General features: G+C 41.6%; 15 protein-coding genes. 3 read left to right on the top strand and 12 right to left on the bottom strand.

The genetic code is table 11. The annotated features are described in order from the left end of the window. Positions 1–10 precede the first annotated feature (10 nt). A complete protein-coding gene (mmsB, locus tag ACS604_RS15605) occupies positions 11–901 on the bottom strand; it encodes a 3-hydroxyisobutyrate dehydrogenase (RefSeq protein WP_174758307.1) in 891 nt (296 codons plus the stop codon). An 11-nt stretch (positions 902–912) separates the two neighbouring features. Continuing rightward, on the bottom strand, positions 913–2,430 hold the full coding sequence (locus tag ACS604_RS15600; protein ID WP_004795367.1) for a CoA-acylating methylmalonate-semialdehyde dehydrogenase: 1,518 nt from the start codon (positions 2,428–2,430) through the stop codon (positions 913–915). A gap of 166 nt (positions 2,431–2,596) precedes the next feature. Between ACS604_RS15600 and ACS604_RS15595 the strand changes: the two genes are divergently transcribed. After that, positions 2,597–3,478, top strand: a complete 882-nt coding sequence (locus tag ACS604_RS15595) for a LysR family transcriptional regulator (RefSeq protein WP_004795369.1) — start codon at positions 2,597–2,599, stop codon at positions 3,476–3,478. Between the two features lie 57 nt (positions 3,479–3,535). Here the strand turns inward: ACS604_RS15595 and ACS604_RS15590 are convergent, their stop codons facing one another. The 5 genes from ACS604_RS15590 to ACS604_RS15570 form a co-directional block, all read right to left on the bottom strand. Further along, positions 3,536–4,963 carry an amino acid permease gene (locus tag ACS604_RS15590; protein ID WP_474772223.1) on the bottom strand — a complete coding sequence of 476 codons (1,428 nt, stop codon included), beginning with the start codon at positions 4,961–4,963 and terminating at the stop codon, positions 3,536–3,538. Between the two features lie 378 nt (positions 4,964–5,341). Continuing rightward, the gene (locus tag ACS604_RS15585) at positions 5,342–6,781 is read right to left on the bottom strand and encodes an amino acid permease (RefSeq protein WP_151964475.1); all 1,440 of its coding nucleotides are present in this window, start codon (positions 6,779–6,781) and stop codon (positions 5,342–5,344) included. Positions 6,782–6,942: 161 nt separating this feature from the next. After that, a complete protein-coding gene (locus ACS604_RS15580) occupies positions 6,943–7,302 on the bottom strand; it encodes a RidA family protein (protein ID WP_000071347.1) in 360 nt (119 codons plus the stop codon). A 10-nt stretch (positions 7,303–7,312) separates the two neighbouring features. Further along, positions 7,313–8,416 carry an alanine racemase gene (gene alr, locus ACS604_RS15575; protein ID WP_474772195.1) on the bottom strand — a complete coding sequence of 368 codons (1,104 nt, stop codon included), beginning with the start codon at positions 8,414–8,416 and terminating at the stop codon, positions 7,313–7,315. Between the two features lie 20 nt (positions 8,417–8,436). Further along, entirely contained in the window at positions 8,437–9,702 is a 1,266-nt protein-coding gene (locus tag ACS604_RS15570; RefSeq protein ID WP_060466344.1) for a D-amino acid dehydrogenase, read from the bottom strand. A gap of 136 nt (positions 9,703–9,838) precedes the next feature. Here ACS604_RS15570 and ACS604_RS15565 point away from each other — a divergent pair, with 136 nt between their 5' ends. Next, a complete protein-coding gene (locus ACS604_RS15565; protein ID WP_001247568.1) occupies positions 9,839–10,306 on the top strand; it encodes an Lrp/AsnC ligand binding domain-containing protein in 468 nt (155 codons plus the stop codon). Between the two features lie 40 nt (positions 10,307–10,346). Here the strand turns inward: ACS604_RS15565 and ACS604_RS15560 are convergent, their stop codons facing one another. Then, on the bottom strand, positions 10,347–11,492 hold the full coding sequence (locus ACS604_RS15560) for an acetyltransferase domain-containing protein (RefSeq protein WP_474772188.1): 1,146 nt from the start codon (positions 11,490–11,492) through the stop codon (positions 10,347–10,349). A 74-nt stretch (positions 11,493–11,566) separates the two neighbouring features. Between ACS604_RS15560 and ACS604_RS15555 the strand changes: the two genes are divergently transcribed. Then, entirely contained in the window at positions 11,567–13,657 is a 2,091-nt protein-coding gene (locus ACS604_RS15555) for a TonB-dependent receptor (protein ID WP_474772187.1), read from the top strand. A gap of 44 nt (positions 13,658–13,701) precedes the next feature. On the opposite strand, the gene ACS604_RS15550 is transcribed toward ACS604_RS15555, so the two are convergent. From ACS604_RS15550 to ACS604_RS15535, 4 genes are all read right to left on the bottom strand, one after another. Further along, on the bottom strand, positions 13,702–14,079 hold the full coding sequence (locus ACS604_RS15550) for a nuclear transport factor 2 family protein (protein WP_057067789.1): 378 nt from the start codon (positions 14,077–14,079) through the stop codon (positions 13,702–13,704). Between the two features lie 28 nt (positions 14,080–14,107). Then, positions 14,108–14,488, bottom strand: a complete 381-nt coding sequence (locus tag ACS604_RS15545) for a ribonuclease E inhibitor RraB (protein ID WP_004795383.1) — start codon at positions 14,486–14,488, stop codon at positions 14,108–14,110. Between the two features lie 128 nt (positions 14,489–14,616). Further along, a complete protein-coding gene (locus ACS604_RS15540; RefSeq protein ID WP_474772186.1) occupies positions 14,617–15,282 on the bottom strand; it encodes an RluA family pseudouridine synthase in 666 nt (221 codons plus the stop codon). Between the two features lie 111 nt (positions 15,283–15,393). Further along, positions 15,394–16,095 carry a DUF1003 domain-containing protein gene (locus ACS604_RS15535; protein WP_004795386.1) on the bottom strand — a complete coding sequence of 234 codons (702 nt, stop codon included), beginning with the start codon at positions 16,093–16,095 and terminating at the stop codon, positions 15,394–15,396. Between the last annotated feature and the right edge of the window lie 46 nt (positions 16,096–16,141).

Raw genomic sequence — 16,141 nt, 5'->3', positions numbered from 1 at the left:
GGCTTTACCGTTACGCCTCTTGTGGCAGGTATTGCTGAATAATGCTCGAAAAGTCGAGATTGGCATTCCCGCGCATGCACATTTGCTGATAGAGCTGCTGTACCATACCACCTAATACAACTGGCTGTTTGACTTGGCCCGCGGCCTCTACAGCGAGTCCTAAATCTTTCAGCATTAGCTGAGTCGCAAAGCCGTCTTGGTAACCTCGAGATGCTGGCGCATTTTCATTAATATGTGGCCATGGGTTACACACATCCGAGCTCCAGCAACGACCGCTTGAGGTGTTAATGACGCCTGCCAATGCTTGTGGGTCGATACCGAGTTTCACACCGAGTGCCATACCTTCAGCAACAGCAGCCATTGAAATACCTAAAATCAGGTTGTTACAGATTTTAGCAATTTGACCTGCACCGACATCACCACAGTGAACAATGTTTTTGCCCATGTGGCTAAGTACAGGTTTCACTTCGTTAAAGGTGTGCTCATCGGCACCTACCATGAAGGTTAGAGTTCCTGCTTGAGCTCCAATGGTTCCGCCAGAGACGGGCGCATCACAGATTTTAATATTTTTGCTCTCTGCAACAGCGGCAATGTCTTTAATAGTTTGTGGGTCAATGGTACTGCTATCAATGCATAAGCTACCTGCTTTTAGCACTTCCAATACACCATTTTCACCCAAGTAAACTTCTTTAACGTGCTTGGCTGCAGGCAGCATGCTAATAACCACATCAGCTTGTTTTGCTGCTGCCTGTGGGCTGTCACATACCACACCACCTGCCTCGGCAAAGTGCTGAATCGCGACTTCACTGAGGTCATATCCATAAACATTGAGTCCGGCTTTGAGTAGGTTATGGGCCATTCTGCCGCCCATATTGCCTAGACCGATAAAGGCGATATTCATCCGTGATCCCCTTAACGTAAACTAATGGTTGTATTTACACTGCCAACTTCATGGCTATCTTCAAACCAGCGACTGGTAATGGTTTTAGTTTGTGTATAGAACTGCACAGCTTGTTTGCCGTATGGTCCCAAATCACCAAGTTTTGAGCCTCTTGAACCGGTAAAACTAAAGAAAGGCACTGGCACAGGAATTGGAATGTTGATACCAACTTGACCTACATCAATTAAGTTTTGGAAAGTACGTGCAATCGCGCCACTTTGTGTGAATAGACCTACACCGTTACCAAATGGGTTGCCATTGATAAGAGCAATCGCTTCATCAAGGGTGTCTACACAAATAATGGAAAGTACAGGGCCAAAGACTTCTTCTTTATAAATACGCATGTCGGTATTTACGCCGCTAAAAATCGTTGCACCTACAAAGTTGCCCGATTCATAGCCTTGGACTTGAACATCACGGCCATCGAGTAGCAACTCTGCCCCTTGCTCAACACCGCTATTAATTAAATCAAGCACACGCGCTTTAGCACGTTTTGAAATGACTGGGCCAATGTCAGTATTTGGCTCATGGCCTGCGTTTACTTTTAAGGTTTTCGCTTTTTCAACTAACTCTTGAATCCACTGTTTACTTTCACCCACCATGACCGCAACCGACAATGCCATACAGCGTTGTCCCGCTGCACCAAATGCTGCACCGACCAAGGCATTTAAGGTTTGCTCTTTATTGGCATCTGGCATAACAGCCACATGGTTTTTTGCACCCATCATCGACTGCACACGTTTGCCATGTTGCCCTGCAAGGTTATAAACATGCGTTCCAACAGCAGTTGAACCCACAAATGAAATCGCTTTAATATCTTTATGGGTACACAAACGGTCAACCACTTCTTTACCGCCATGCACAACGTTCAGCACACCTGCCGGAATACCTGCTTGAATCGCAAGCTCAACCAGCATCATGGTTGATAACGGATCTTGTTCTGATGGTTTTAAAACAAATGTATTGCCACACACGATTGCCATTGGGAACATCCAAAGTGGAATCATGGCAGGGAAGTTAAACGGCGTAATACCCGCACAAACACCCAAAGGTTGTTGCAAGGTATAAGTGTCTACACCACGCGCAACACCTTCAACATATTCACCCATTTGCAAAGTGCCGATCGAACAAGCATGTTCAACCACTTCTAAACCACGTTGAATATCGCCTTCCGCGTCGGCCAAGGTTTTGCCTTGTTCAGCCGTTAGTACTTGTGCAATTTCTTTCATGTTGGCACGGATTAAGTCTTGTAACTTAAGCATGATGCGCATACGTGCCTGAATTGGGGTCTGACGCCAAGAAGCAAAAGCATCTTGTGCAGCCTGAATAGCAGCGTCAACTTCTTGAACCGTTGCAAATGGTACACGACCAATTACTTCCTGAGTTGCAGGGTTAATAATGTCTTGCCATTCCTGTGTGTCGGATTCGATAAAATTTCCGTTAATGAGTAGTTTAGCGGTTTCCAATTCGATTTTTTGGATTGTGTTCATAACCTCTCCGTAGGCCATATTTTTATTGTGTTCAATTATTAGAAAATACTTTTTGATCGTATTTTCTTTATTCCAGTTTCAATTGAGACTAACAAAGAAAACTTTGACCACCAACGGAAATTCATGCACGATTGTTGTGCAAATATGCACAAGGATTACAACAAAAATGAAAGTGGATTGGGATCATCTACATTTTTTTCTGGTTTTAGCGCGGACTAAAACCTTGACCAACGCTGCGCGGATTATTGGTGTCGAACACAGTACAGTGGCTAGACGGATTCAAGCCCTAGAACTTGCTTTGGGTACCACGCTGTTTAAGCGTGAAGCGACTGGTTATGAGTTGACACTTGAAGGGATGGCACTTGTTCCTCGAGTTGAGCAAATGGAACAAGCTTTCTTACAAATTGAGAAACCACATCAACCTTTGCAAGGTCGTGTGCGAATTGGCACACCTGAAGGTTTTGGCACTGCATTTTTAGCCCGTTTATTGGCTGAGTTCTCTATTCAATATCCACTGCTCACCATCGACCTGATTCCAGTACCGAAAATGATTAAGCTCTCCCACCGTGAAGCAGACATTGTGGTGTCGATTGATCGTCCAACATCTGGACCCTACATCATTACGCGGTTATCAGACTACTGCTTAAAAATTTATGGCAGCCAAAACTATCTGGCGCAGAACCCACCCATTCGTGGTTTAGAAGATTTAACCCAACACCGCTTTGTGAACTATATTGATGATCTGGTTTATAGCCCGGAGTTGTACTGTTTAGAACGATTACCCTTAAAGCTTAACGCGAACTTCCGTAGCAGCAGTATTTTAGCCCAACAAATTGCTGTGAGTGCTGGTGCAGGACTTGCGATTTTGCCCAAGTTTTTAGCAGATGATAAACCAGAACTTGGGGTCGTTTTAGAGCAGCAAGTTCGCTTTACTCATACCTTCTGGATGCTGACTTTTGTTGATTTACAACATGAACCACGCATTAAGTTAGTTTGGGACTATTTGCGTAAGCAAGCCGATAAATATCAGCATTTGTTAGTTGATTAAAGAGTGTAAATAAAAAAGCCAATCACGGATGATTGGCTTTTTTGAAATTAATAATAATTAATCAAAAGTTTCTTGGCCTAGTTTTTTCATGCGTGGTTTATAAAACACATGATAGCTAACGCCTAAAACAACTAGCCATAATGGACTAACATAGAGTGCTTTTAATGTATCTGGCTCTAGTGCCAAAATCACTAAAGTGAACAAGAAAAATGCAATGACCACATACGCCATTAACACGCCACCCGGCATTTTAAAGGTCGATTTAGCATGTAACTCTGGACTCAACTTACGGTAACGTAAATAGCATGCCATGATCAAAAGCCATACACTAATAAAGAGAATCACACAGAGTGAACTTGCCAAAGTAAATGCTTCCATGGTGTTTGGAACAAAGTACTGAAGCACTGCCCCACCCATAATGAAAATACATGAGAAGATTAAACCATTTGAAGGTACGGCACGTTTTGATAAACGCCCCAATGCACTTGGCGCCTGACCATCTTTCGATAAACCAAACAGCATACGACTGGTTGAAAACACACCGCTGTTCATTGAAGACATCACTGAAGAAAGTACGACCAAGTTCATAATGATGGCTGAAACAGGAATACCCGCATTTAAGAACAACTCAACAAACGGACTTTTGTCTGCACGAATATGATCCCAAGGTGTTACTGACATCACAATAAACAGTGCCAACACATAGAACAAAATAATACGTACAGGAATCGCGTTAATTGCCTTCGGTAGATTTTTCTCTGGATCTTTCGTTTCAGCGGCTGTTGTACCAATCAATTCAACGCCAATAAAAGCAAACACAGCAATCTGGAAACCTGCCAAAAATCCGCTTACGCCTTTTGGAAATATGCCGCCATGCGACCACACATTACTTACACTCACAACCTCACCATGCGGAGCTTGAAAATGAGTGAGGATCATGTAACCACCGACTCCAATCAAGCCAATAATGGCCAAAATCTTAATGAGTGCAAACCAGAATTCAACTTCACCAAACAACTTCACCGTAAGCAGGTTAAGCCCTAAAATGAATAGTACACAGCCTGCACTAATCATGGCCTGTTGCATTGGTGAGAAACTGGCGCCTTCGGGCAGCCAGAAACTTAAATAGTTAATGACCGCAGACAAATCAGCAATACCGACCAGTACCCAGCCTAACCAATAAGTCCAGCCCAAATAATAACCAGCCCATGGTCCGATCAAGTCATAAGCCATATCGACAAATGACTTGTAATGTAAGTTAGCGAGTAGTAATTCACCTAATGCACGCATCAGAAAAAAGAACATCCCACCAATTAACATGTAAATCACGAGAATTGAAGGACCAGCGAGGGAGATGGTTTTGCCCGAGCCCATAAATAAGCCGGTTCCAATTGCACCGCCAATTGCAATCATTTGTAGATGACGATTATTTAATTTCCGTTGTAAATGATCAGGGGAGCTTGCCTCATCTGGATGATGAACCATTGTCATATTAGAAGTCCTTTTTATATTTTGCTTAACTTAAAATCAGCAACCTATAGGGAGAAAAACGAACCGTATATCGTGGGTTGCTGAGTCTATACCTCAGGACAAGATGTTCAAGTATATTTTTTCCTTAATTGATAAATCGTTTGTCCTGTTTTTTTTAAGTCACATTATTTATGTACTGCCTTCACGGCAATTTTAATTAATCGATCTGGGTACTCCAGATTAGCCGAAGTTTAGCATGTGATAATGCTATATGTACTTTGCCAACAGCCTCCAATTTGCACTGATGATTTAAAAATAAACAATATTATTCCGATAAAAAATCCAATAAAAATAAAAAAAGCCAATCATGATTGATTGGCTTTTTAATAAAACTTAATGATCGTTGACGAGTTCACGTCCTAGTTTTTTCATGCGTGGTTTATACAACACATGATAGGTAACACCTAAGATAACTAACCATACTGGACTGACATAGAGTGCTTTTAATGTATCCGGCTCAAGTGCCAAGATGACTAAAGTGAAAAGCATAAATGCCAAAACGATATAACTCATCCAAATGCCACCCGGCATTTTGAAAGTAGATTTTTCATGTAATTCAGGACGTAATTTACGATAGCGTAAATAGCACACCATAATGAGACTCCACACACTAATGAATAGAATCACACAGAGTGAACTTGCCAAAGTAAATGCTTCCATGGTGTTTGGAACAAAGTACTGAAGGACTGCCCCGCCCATAATGAAAATACATGAGAAAATCAAACCATTTGAAGGTACGGCACGTTTTGATAAACGACCAAATGCACCCGGAGCCTGACCGTCTTTAGATAAACCAAACAGCATACGGCTAGTTGAAAACACACCGCTGTTCATTGAAGACATCACCGAAGATAGCACCACCAAGTTCATGATGATGGCTGAGACAGGAATACCCGCATTTAAGAACAACTCAACAAATGGACTTTTGTCTGCACGAATATGGTCCCAAGGTGTTACTGACATCACAATAAAAAGTGCCAACACATAGAACAAAATAATACGTACAGGAATCGCATTAATTGCTTTCGGTAAATTCTTCTCTGGATCTTTGGTTTCAGCAGCCGTTGTACCAACCAGTTCAACCCCAACAAAGGCAAATACGGCAATCTGGAATCCTGCCAAGAAGCCTTCTGTACCTTTCGGGAATAAACCGCCATGCGACCAAACATTACTAATGCTTGCAACAGCGCCTTGCGGAGCTTGGAAATGGCTGAAAATCATGTAGCCCCCCACTCCGATCAAGCCAATAATTGCCAAAATCTTAATGAGTGCAAACCAGAATTCAATTTCACCAAATAGGCGTACTGTCAGTAGGTTAAGACCCATCACAAACAACACACAGCCTGCGCTAATCATGGCCTGCTGTATTGGTGAGAAGCTTGTCCCATCTGGCAACCAGAAGCTCAAATAGTTAATGACCGCTGAAAGGTCCGCAATACCCACCAGCACCCAGCCTAACCAATAAGTCCAGCCCAAATAATAACCAGCCCAAGGACCGATCAGGTCATGAGCCATATCAACAAAAGATTTGTAATGCAGATTTGCAAGAAGCAACTCGCCCATTGCACGCATTAAGAAAAAGAACATTCCTCCAATAATCATATAGATTAAAAGAATTGAAGGACCTGCGAGGGAGATGGTTTTGCCCGAACCCATAAATAGGCCGGTTCCAATTGCACCGCCAATTGCAATCAGTTGTAAATGACGGTTAGACAGTTTTCGTTGCAGATGATCAGGAGAATTTTCCGTATCTGAATGACGAGCCGTTGTCATATTAAAATTCCTTTTTGAATTCCTTTGTTAAGATCAGCAACCTATGGCGAAAATCGAACCGTATGCCATAGGTCACTGAATCTGTTCACCAAAAATGACTGGATAAACCGTATCTATCTTCCTTCTGTTAGATACATCATCATTTTTGGAGTAAAAACGAATTACTTTTGTGCTGCCGTCACGGCAATTTCAATTAACCAATCTGGATTGACCAAATCGGCCTGAATTGTGGCACGCGATGGAGCAACACACCCTTTTAACCAGTCAACCCAAATTGCATTTACGGTTGAAAAGTCAGAAAGATTTTTCAAATAGAGCTGTGCAGAGAGCAAGCGAGATTTGTCGGTATTGGCTAATGCCAAAAGTTCATCAATCGTTGCAAGGATTTCACGAGTTTGGCCTGCCACGTCTTGCTCGGTATTTTTAGGTACCTGACCTGACAGATAAACCACTTTGTTAAAAACAGTCACGGCGCTCATGACTTCGTTAGTGTTAATCTTTTGTATATCTGAATTAGACATTCGGATTTCCTTATACCTGATTAATAAATTGAACACGGGCGGTGACAGCACACATCAGTTCATAGCCCACCGTACCGGATGAAACTGCGACATCATCAATAGGTAAAACGACCCCTGTACTTGATTGGCCCCAAAGCACCACTTCACTGCCGACTTTGGCACTTTCAATACCTGTTAAATCGACTGCCAACATATCCATGCTAACGCGGCCAATTGTACGAGTGAGGACAGAGTCCACTAAAACCGGAGTACCTGTTGGTGAAATACGCTGATAACCATCGGCATAGCCACAAGCGACAATCCCAATCGTTATGGGCTGCTCTGCGACAAAGTTTGAGCCATAACCTACGCTTTCATTCGGTTCTAAATGCTGAACTGAAATAATTTCACTGCGTAAGCTCATGGTCGGTTGTAAGCCCCAGTCCGCAATATTGTGCGTCGGGTAGTCTGGCGAGCTGCCATAGAGCATGATGCCGCTACGTGCATAATCTGATTTGAGCTGGTCTTGATAGCGCAGAATTGCTGCGCTATTACTTACCGACCTTTCACCCGGTAAATCTTTAATAATTTCTTCAAATGCAGTAATTTGATAATCGATACCTTGCTGGCCGAAACGATCACCATCTGCATCTGAAAAATGCATCATGTGCGTAATCTTGGACACATTTGCCAAGTTATTTAAACGTTCCCATGCCTGAACATAGCGTTGTGGTTTAAAACCAAGACGGTTCATACCACTGTTCATTTTTAGGCAAACATCAAATTGGGCCGCATAAGGATGCTTTTCTACCCACTCAATTTGCGCTTCACTATGAATAGTGAAACTGAGTTGATACTGAACACAATCAAATAAATCTTGTGGAGAGAAAATCCCTTCGAGCAACAAAATTGGACCTGTCCAACCTAGAGCACGAATTCGTTTTGCTTCATCAAGATCAAGTAAGGCAAAGCCATCTGCTGCTTTAAATGCTTCATAGACACGTTCAATTCCGTGTCCATAAGCATTGGCTTTTACAACGGCAAAGACCTTACTGTTTGGCATAGCCTTGCGTACCACCGCCAAGTTATTTTGTAAGGCTTGACGGTGGATCACTGCGGTAATAGGACGAGGCATGATTATTTTCCTAACGTCCGTTATGCAGCATGCGCGTGTGAATAACGCTGAATTGAAAGACCATCTGTACTGATTTCAGTCTTATGATTCAATACGATATCACTGATTAATTTTCCTGAACCACATGCCATGGTCCAACCTAAAGTACCGTGACCTGTATTCAAGAACAGATTTTTAAAGCGAGTCGCGCCAATAATTGGAGTACTGTCTGGTGTCATTGGACGTAGACCCGTCCAGAAAGACGCCTGTGCCATATCGCCGCCCGGGAACAAGTCCTGAGTCACCATTTGCAAGGTTGCACGGCGGTCTTCGTTCAGACCTAAATTGAAACCGCTTAGCTCTGCCATTCCACCTACACGAATACGTTGGTCGAAACGAGTAATCGCAATTTTGTAGGTTTCATCAAGCACTGTAGATTGCGGAGCAAAAGCAGGGTCAACAATTGGAATCGTCAACGAATAACCTTTCACAGGATATACAGGCAACTGTAGATCAAGTGGTTTCAAGAAATCACGTGAATAACTACCAAATGCTAAGACATAACGGTCAGCAGTTAAAACTTTACCATTGACCTGAACGCCCTTAATTTCATCGCCTTCTACAATCAATTTTTCTACGTTTTGGTTGAACTGGAAGTTAACACCCAATTCTTTGGCAATTTGAGCTAAAGCATTGGTAAATAAATAACAGTCACCTGTCTCGTCATTTGGTAAGTGTAAACCACCAACCAGTTTATCTTGCGCATTTGCCAAAGCTGGTTCTACACGACCAAGTTCATTGCCATTTAATAATTCGTAGCTTACGCCGCACTCTTGTAGCACGCTAATGTCGCGTTGAACCGCTTCCATTTGTGCTTCTTTACGAAATAGCTGCAAAGTACCTTTAGCACGGTTTTCGTAATTAATGCCTGTATCTTTTCTAAGTTCACGTAAGCAATCACGGCTGTATTCAGCCACACGCATCATACGTTCTTTGTTCACAGCATAACTTTGTGGATTACAGTTTTTTAGCATTTGCGCCATCCACTGTAACTGCCACATGCTGCCATCTAAATTAATCGCAAGCGGTGCGTGATGTTGGAACATCCACTTCACAGCTTTAAAAGGAATTCCTGGTGCTGCCCAAGGGGTCGAATACCCTGGCGAAATTTGACCTGCATTACCAAAGCTTGTTTCTTCAGCAGGGCCTGCCTGACGGTCAAGAACAGTGACCTCAGCTCCTTGTTGAGCTAGATAATAGGCACTTGCCACTCCGATAACGCCGCTACCTAATACAATTACGCGCATTTCCATTCCCTCACGCACACCAGTTTATTTAACTAGTATATTTCTGCTTCAATAGTTTATTTCACTGTTTTTCAGGGTATAATCTAGGTAAATTTATGTTTTTCTCGCGAGAATTTTAAAAAAAGAGGAAATATCTATGCGCCCCTTAGATCGTATAGATCGCATGATTCTGGACATTTTGCAGCGCGAAGGACGAATTGCGATTAGTGAATTGGCATCGAGAGTCAACCTCTCTACCACCCCCTGTTCAGAGCGTGTAAAACGCCTTGAGCGCGATGGCATTATCATGGGTTATTACGCCCGTCTAAACCCAGCTTACGTAGACCGTAATCTTCTCGTCTTTTTAGAAATTAAGTTATCTGCCAAATCAGGCGATGTATTTGATCAAGTCGCTAGAGACTTAGTTGAGATTCCTGAAGTACTTGAATGTCACCTTATTTCAGGTGAATTTGACTACCTTGTAAAAGCGCGTTTAAAAGAAATGAGCGCATACCGCCGCTTATTAGGAGATCTATTAAAGAAACTCCCCGCTTCGGCATCGTCACACAGCTATGTGGTCATGGAAGAAGTAAAAGAAACTCTATATCTAGATGTAAGCAAGTAAAGCGAGCATTATTGAACTCGCTTTACTCACATTTTGAACATTAGAAATATTTTAAAATCGAAATATGTTTGTTTTGATGTTTGAACTTCGAGAACCACTTAACCGCTGGATAGAGTGCAAAAGACAGCACAATTGTGATTAACCACAGCATCCACACATGGCTCACCGACAAATAATTTCCATAATTTGCTCCCCATAGACTGAGTGCAAACACATAGATCAGTTTCAGCACATATAAATGCAATAAATAGAAGAACATCGGCACCGAGCCAAATACCACCAATGGTTTTAAAAATGAGTATTGCTGGATACGATCAAAAGCAACGAGCACAAGTAAGCCAATTCCCACATTCAGCAAAATAAATAGTAAAGATGGTGGATACTTAGTGAGGTTAAAAAAGCTCATGAGACTCAGTTGTAATGACTCAAAATGTTGCCACGGCTGGTCGCCATAGATATTGATAAGGCGTAGTAAAACAAACAACCCAATACTTGCCAAACCGATACTGAGTAAAGCGCGTCTTCTTTGCTTTGCAGTATATTTTGAACTAAAGAACTGACCTAAAACGTAGCCTAATAAAATCACCCCTATCCAAGGTAAAATAGGATAGCTTGTACGAAGCTTGATACCCGCAAATTCAAGCCAGCCACGTTCATGTAAAACGAACCATATATTCTGTAGGATGCCTTGTGAGAAGTGCACAGAATCTAATAAGTTGTGTCCAAAAATAATGACCAACGCTATACCTGCAAGAATTGGCAACGGTAAACTCACACAGCAAGCCAACACCACCATGCTAATACCAATCGCCCAAATTACTTGTAAATAAATGACTTCGGGTGGAAAAGTCGCTGTCCAAGCAAAGTTCACAAGCGTAAGTTCTAGCACAATCAAAAATAAGCCACGTTTTAATAGAAAAGCACGCGTTTGCTGTAAATCTTGTTTTTTTGATTGAAATAAAAAAGTGGAAATTCCTGTTAAAAGTACAAAAACCGGAGCGCAAATATGTGCCAATAATCGACTGCCAAATACTGCTGGTTCTGTTACTGTTACGTCCATTGGATCGGTAACCTGTTTATGTAAATAGAAAGTTTCTCTTACATGGTCGAGCAACATAATGATGATCACCAAACCACGCAATGCATCAATCGACTGTAAACGTTCAATATTCTTTTCTAAAGACATAGCAGTAATCAATAAAATAATGTAACGTTATACTATTACATTATAGTTCTTTTGTCTTTCATGGCTGATTATTTATGCAACACAAATTAGGATTGTTGTCTTCGTTGGGTCTATCATTTATATCGACATTCACTTGGGCAGAAGAAACGTCAACGGTACTTGAGACCATACGCGTTCAGGCTGAAAGCACCCAAGAAGGTGTGAGTCAAAATAGCTCGGCGACTAAATTTTCTCACGATGTTTTAGACGTTCCTTTTAATCGTGCTTATGTTTCAAAACAAATGATAGAACAACAAGACGTTCAACGGATTGATGACGCATTAAGCTTGGTGAGCGGGGTTTTTCATCAAAACAGTTTTGGTGGCGGCTTTTGGGATAACTACTCTTTCCGTGGTTTTAGTACCGATCCCAATTTAGGTGCCTCTATGATCCGTAACGGTTTGAGTGTCAACCGAGGGATTAATGCTCCAAAAGATGTCGTAAATATTGAATCTTTAGAGTTTTTAAAAGGACCGATGGCTGCGCTATATGGTCGCGGCGAAACAGGTGGTTTGCTGAACCTCAACAGTAAAAAACCACAGTGGGAAAGCGAAAGTGAACTTAACCTGCGTGCCGATACCCAAGAACAATATCGAATTAGTCTGGAGCATACCGCGCCTATTAACGATGAACTGGCTTATCGTGTAGCAGTGGCTCACGAAGATAATCAAAGCTTCCGTGATCATGTCAGTAGTGAACGCTGGTTCTTTTCACCACAGCTCACATGGAAAATTTCAGACCAAACGCAACTCGACTTTGACAGTGAATTTACTGAGCACAAAGGAACCTTTGACCGTGGTGTAAGCACCGTCAATCATGAGTTTGTGATGGACCCGAAAACCTTTACAGGTGAACCTGACGACGGCGATTTGAAAATAAAAGATTACTTTTACCAATTACGTCTGAGTCACGAATTTAACCCTGACTGGAAGCTAAATAGTGCTGTCAGTTATAAAGACGCCAAAATGGTCGGCTTTGCAACCGAACCTCGTCGTATGCAAGCCGATGGACGTACTTTAGAGCGTCAACGTCGCTATCGTGACTATACGAGTGAAGATGTTCTGGCTCAGACAGAGTTACTTGGCAAGGTTGATACGTCGTGGGCTCGTCATGAAATTTTACTTTCAACCGAGCTTGGTCAACTCGACTATAAACAAAACCAGCTTCGTCGCAACCATAGCACAGGCTCACCAAACACAATTGATATTTACCAACCTGAATATGGTAAATATTTACCAAACTTAGCACCGTTTACCAACACCAAAGAACAGCAGCGTTACTTTGCACTTAATCTACAAGATCAGATCTTTTTCAATGATCAGTGGAGTGTGCTTTTCGGCAACCGTTTTGATCAGGTCGAACAAGATTTTAAGAATCACCTGACCCAGACTGAAAGCAACCAGACCCTTCATCAAAATAGTCCGCGTTTCGGAGTAAATTTTAAAGCTTCTGAGCAATGGGCGTTTTATACCAATTATGGCCGCTCATTTGCCATGAATAGTGGTATGAACCGAAATGGCCAGACTTTTGCTCCTGAAAAAGGCGAAAGCTACGAGGTCGGTACCAAATATAAAATGAATGACCAAAGTGTGCTTAGTCTCGCTTTGTTTAAAATGAAAAAACGAAATGTACTGACAACAGACCCAATCGACAGTAACTTTCAAACCGCAGCAGGTGAAGTGAACAGTAAAGGAATTGAGTTTGACTTAAATAGTCAGATCAATGACCGCTGGTTCGTCAATGCTAACTATAGTTATACCGATGCTCAAATTGAGAAAGACCAAGACTTGGCAAAAGGTGCACGTCTAAGCAATGTTCCAAAACATCAAGGTGCTGTAAGTACTAATTATGAATTTCTACAAGAAGGTCCGAGAAAAGCAGGTGTAGGAGCTAACCTCACCTATGTTGGCGAGCGCAGCGGACATAACCTTGATAATGGCTTTAATTTACCGAGTTATACATTGGTCAATTTAAATGGCTACTATGCCCCATCTGACCGTTTACGCTATCAGCTCAATGTGAACAACCTGTTTGATAAAACTTACTATGTTTCAAGCTATAGCGATTTGTGGGTTCAACCAGGTGAACCACTTAATGCTTCAATCTCGGCACAATGGAAGTTTTAATTCATCTATAAAGAAGAAAGCCCGAAAACTTTCGGGCTTTCTTATTAGAACATACCATTTTCATTGATGAGGGGGTCGGGCTGTACTTGACCGATATCCCAAAACTCAGCAATTTTGCCCTTTTCAAAACGACAAATATGAACCACAGCCAAGGTGGTTAAGCCGTTCATTTGCATTTCAAGTTTTGAATGCACAGCAACCAAATCGCCCTCTTCAATGACATGTTGAACATCAAAGACTTTGTTAGGAGTTTCAATTGCACTTTCACGCATACCTTCCTTCAAAGAAGTCGCATCACCTGCAAAATAAGGGTTGTGATGCTTGAAGTTCGGCGCAGTGTAATTGCTATAGGCTTCATCAACTTCACCAGCTGCGGCAAGCTCTAAAAACCGTACTGCAATTTGTTTTTGAGATAAGTTCATATTTATCTCCTACTCTTTATTTTAGACCTTACTGCAACAGGTCATCTTCGTCGTCGCCTTCCTCGAAGACATAGGCCATACAGCCCCATCCATCATATTCGCCTTGAAATTTTTCAGCGATACTGGCAAACCATTGCTCTAAATCAACAATATCTGAGTATTCAGGTTCCATGTTGACAAAGATGGTAATCACCCATTCATTTGGCTCAACAGAATCATCTTGGAAAAGTGAAACTTTTTGTTCTTGGTAAAGCAAATAGAGTGCACATTGCTCTGCATTTTTCTGATCTTGAAAAGCAATAGAAAATTCAATTTCATGCAGCTCGGTTAAATCATCCCCATCTTCAGCCATTTGCCAAAGTACATTGCCGTTATCGTCATCTGGAAATTGTTCGTAGTCACGAGTCATAAAGTGATCCTTGTTGTTGTCGCAGTATTAATATTATTCGACATCAAGAATACCCGACTTTTATTGCAATTTGGGTATATATTCCGTTCCCAATTGCACCAAATTGAATTTTTAATTGTATATAAATTTTAAAAAGGCACTTGCGATTCAATGACTACATCTTTGCCTTTTAATGGATGCTGAAAAGCCAAATATGCAGCATGTAAGGCCATGCGGTTTAAGTGAAAACGTTTAGGTTCAGGGTGATATAACTTGTCGCCCATAATAGGATGGCCAATATGCATCATGTGCACACGTAGCTGATGCGAACGTCCTGTTACTGGTTCAAGTAACACTCGACTTTGATCGATTTTTTCATCATAAACCAAGGGCTGAAACAAGGTTTTAGCATGTTTACCTAATTCAAAATGTACAATTTGTCTTGGGCGATTTTCCCAGTCGGTAATGAGCGGAACTTCTACACTACCCTCTTCTTCGACTTGGCCTTGCACCAAAGCAATATAATGTTTTTTGACTGTTCTGGCCTGAAACATTTTACTTACCGCAACTTCTGCATCACGATGCTTGGCAAACATAAGTAAGCCCGATGTGGCCATATCTAAACGATGAGTGACCTTAGCCAAAGGGAACTTTTCTAACACCCGCAAATAAGCACTGTCATGATGCTCAGGTAAACGGCCCATGACCGACAACAAGCCCGCAGGTTTATCAACCACAATTAAATCGTCATCTTCAAATAGAATTGAAAGCGGATCTTGTGGTGGAGCGTAAACAAAGTTGTCGTTTAAAGGCATGGTCGTAGAAACAGCAATGGAGCATGGCGGCAGATCATAAAGAAATTTCAGACCTACCGCAAAATAATCTATAACGCTCTACTCATGTTCCACGTGAAACTCAGAAAATCTTTATCGTTTTTTATTCATTTCTGCTAAAAGATCGAGCTGAATTTCTTGAATATGCGCAAGCCTTTCCCATTGATGCGATAAAAGATGGTCCATTTTTTCATGCAAATGGCGAATCTCAAGCTCGGCTTTTAAATTAATTTGATAATCATGTTGAGAACGTAAGCGATCTTTGGCTTCTTGACGGTTTTGACTCATCATAATAATAGGTGCCTGAATTGCAGCTAAGCATGACAGAACCAGATTCAGCAAAATAAAAGGATAAGGGTCGACTGGACGTACTACCATCACAACTGTATTTAAAATAATCCACGCGACCAGAAATAGCCCGAAACAAATTAAAAACGCCCAACTTCCCCCAAAAGTAGCTATTTTATCTGCTAGTTTTTCTCCAAGCGTCCATTTTTGATCAAAATCTGTTTCTGTATTTCGGCTAATCAGCTCATGCCGTTGCATGCTGCCAATCACTTCATTTTCTAAATTAGATAATTCGCCTTTCTCCGAGCGTAATAGCGACTGAACATATTTAATTCGATAGTCTGCCAGATCGGCTCGACAAATAAAGCTTGAGTAAGTCCAGTCTGGGTGATCTTTTAAAATTTCATCACTGATTACATTCCGAATGACTTCACCAGACACAAGATCTTTTAAGGGAAAACTTTTTCCACAAACGGCGCATTGGCGACAATGGTTTTTATTTTCCATATTATTGAGCTCGTTATTATGATAATAAGATTAGTATATAAACGAT

The organism is Acinetobacter sp. Li1LvA2, from assembly GCF_056156705.1.
Note: the sequence above shows the minus strand (reverse complement) of the source record. Positions and strands in the feature narration are given on the sequence as shown.

Coding starts and splice junctions, on each gene's coding strand:
- ACS604_RS15540 (WP_474772186.1), bottom strand. CDS start 15,282: ATGCCTTTAAACGACAACTTTGTTTACGCTCCACCACAAGATCCGCTT.
- ACS604_RS15590 (WP_474772223.1), bottom strand. CDS start 4,963: ATGGTTCATCATCCAGATGAGGCAAGCTCCCCTGATCATTTACAACGG.
- ACS604_RS15545 (WP_004795383.1), bottom strand. CDS start 14,488: ATGACTCGTGACTACGAACAATTTCCAGATGACGATAACGGCAATGTA.
- mmsB (WP_174758307.1), bottom strand. CDS start 901: ATGAATATCGCCTTTATCGGTCTAGGCAATATGGGCGGCAGAATGGCC.
- alr (WP_474772195.1), bottom strand. CDS start 8,416: ATGCCTCGTCCTATTACCGCAGTGATCCACCGTCAAGCCTTACAAAAT.
- ACS604_RS15595 (WP_004795369.1), top strand. CDS start 2,597: ATGAAAGTGGATTGGGATCATCTACATTTTTTTCTGGTTTTAGCGCGG.
- ACS604_RS15555 (WP_474772187.1), top strand. CDS start 11,567: ATGCAACACAAATTAGGATTGTTGTCTTCGTTGGGTCTATCATTTATA.
- ACS604_RS15535 (WP_004795386.1), bottom strand. CDS start 16,095: ATGGAAAATAAAAACCATTGTCGCCAATGCGCCGTTTGTGGAAAAAGT.
- ACS604_RS15560 (WP_474772188.1), bottom strand. CDS start 11,492: ATGTCTTTAGAAAAGAATATTGAACGTTTACAGTCGATTGATGCATTG.
- ACS604_RS15580 (WP_000071347.1), bottom strand. CDS start 7,302: ATGTCTAATTCAGATATACAAAAGATTAACACTAACGAAGTCATGAGC.
- ACS604_RS15565 (WP_001247568.1), top strand. CDS start 9,839: ATGCGCCCCTTAGATCGTATAGATCGCATGATTCTGGACATTTTGCAG.
- ACS604_RS15550 (WP_057067789.1), bottom strand. CDS start 14,079: ATGAACTTATCTCAAAAACAAATTGCAGTACGGTTTTTAGAGCTTGCC.
- ACS604_RS15570 (WP_060466344.1), bottom strand. CDS start 9,702: ATGCGCGTAATTGTATTAGGTAGCGGCGTTATCGGAGTGGCAAGTGCC.
- ACS604_RS15585 (WP_151964475.1), bottom strand. CDS start 6,781: ATGACAACGGCTCGTCATTCAGATACGGAAAATTCTCCTGATCATCTG.
- ACS604_RS15600 (WP_004795367.1), bottom strand. CDS start 2,430: ATGAACACAATCCAAAAAATCGAATTGGAAACCGCTAAACTACTCATT.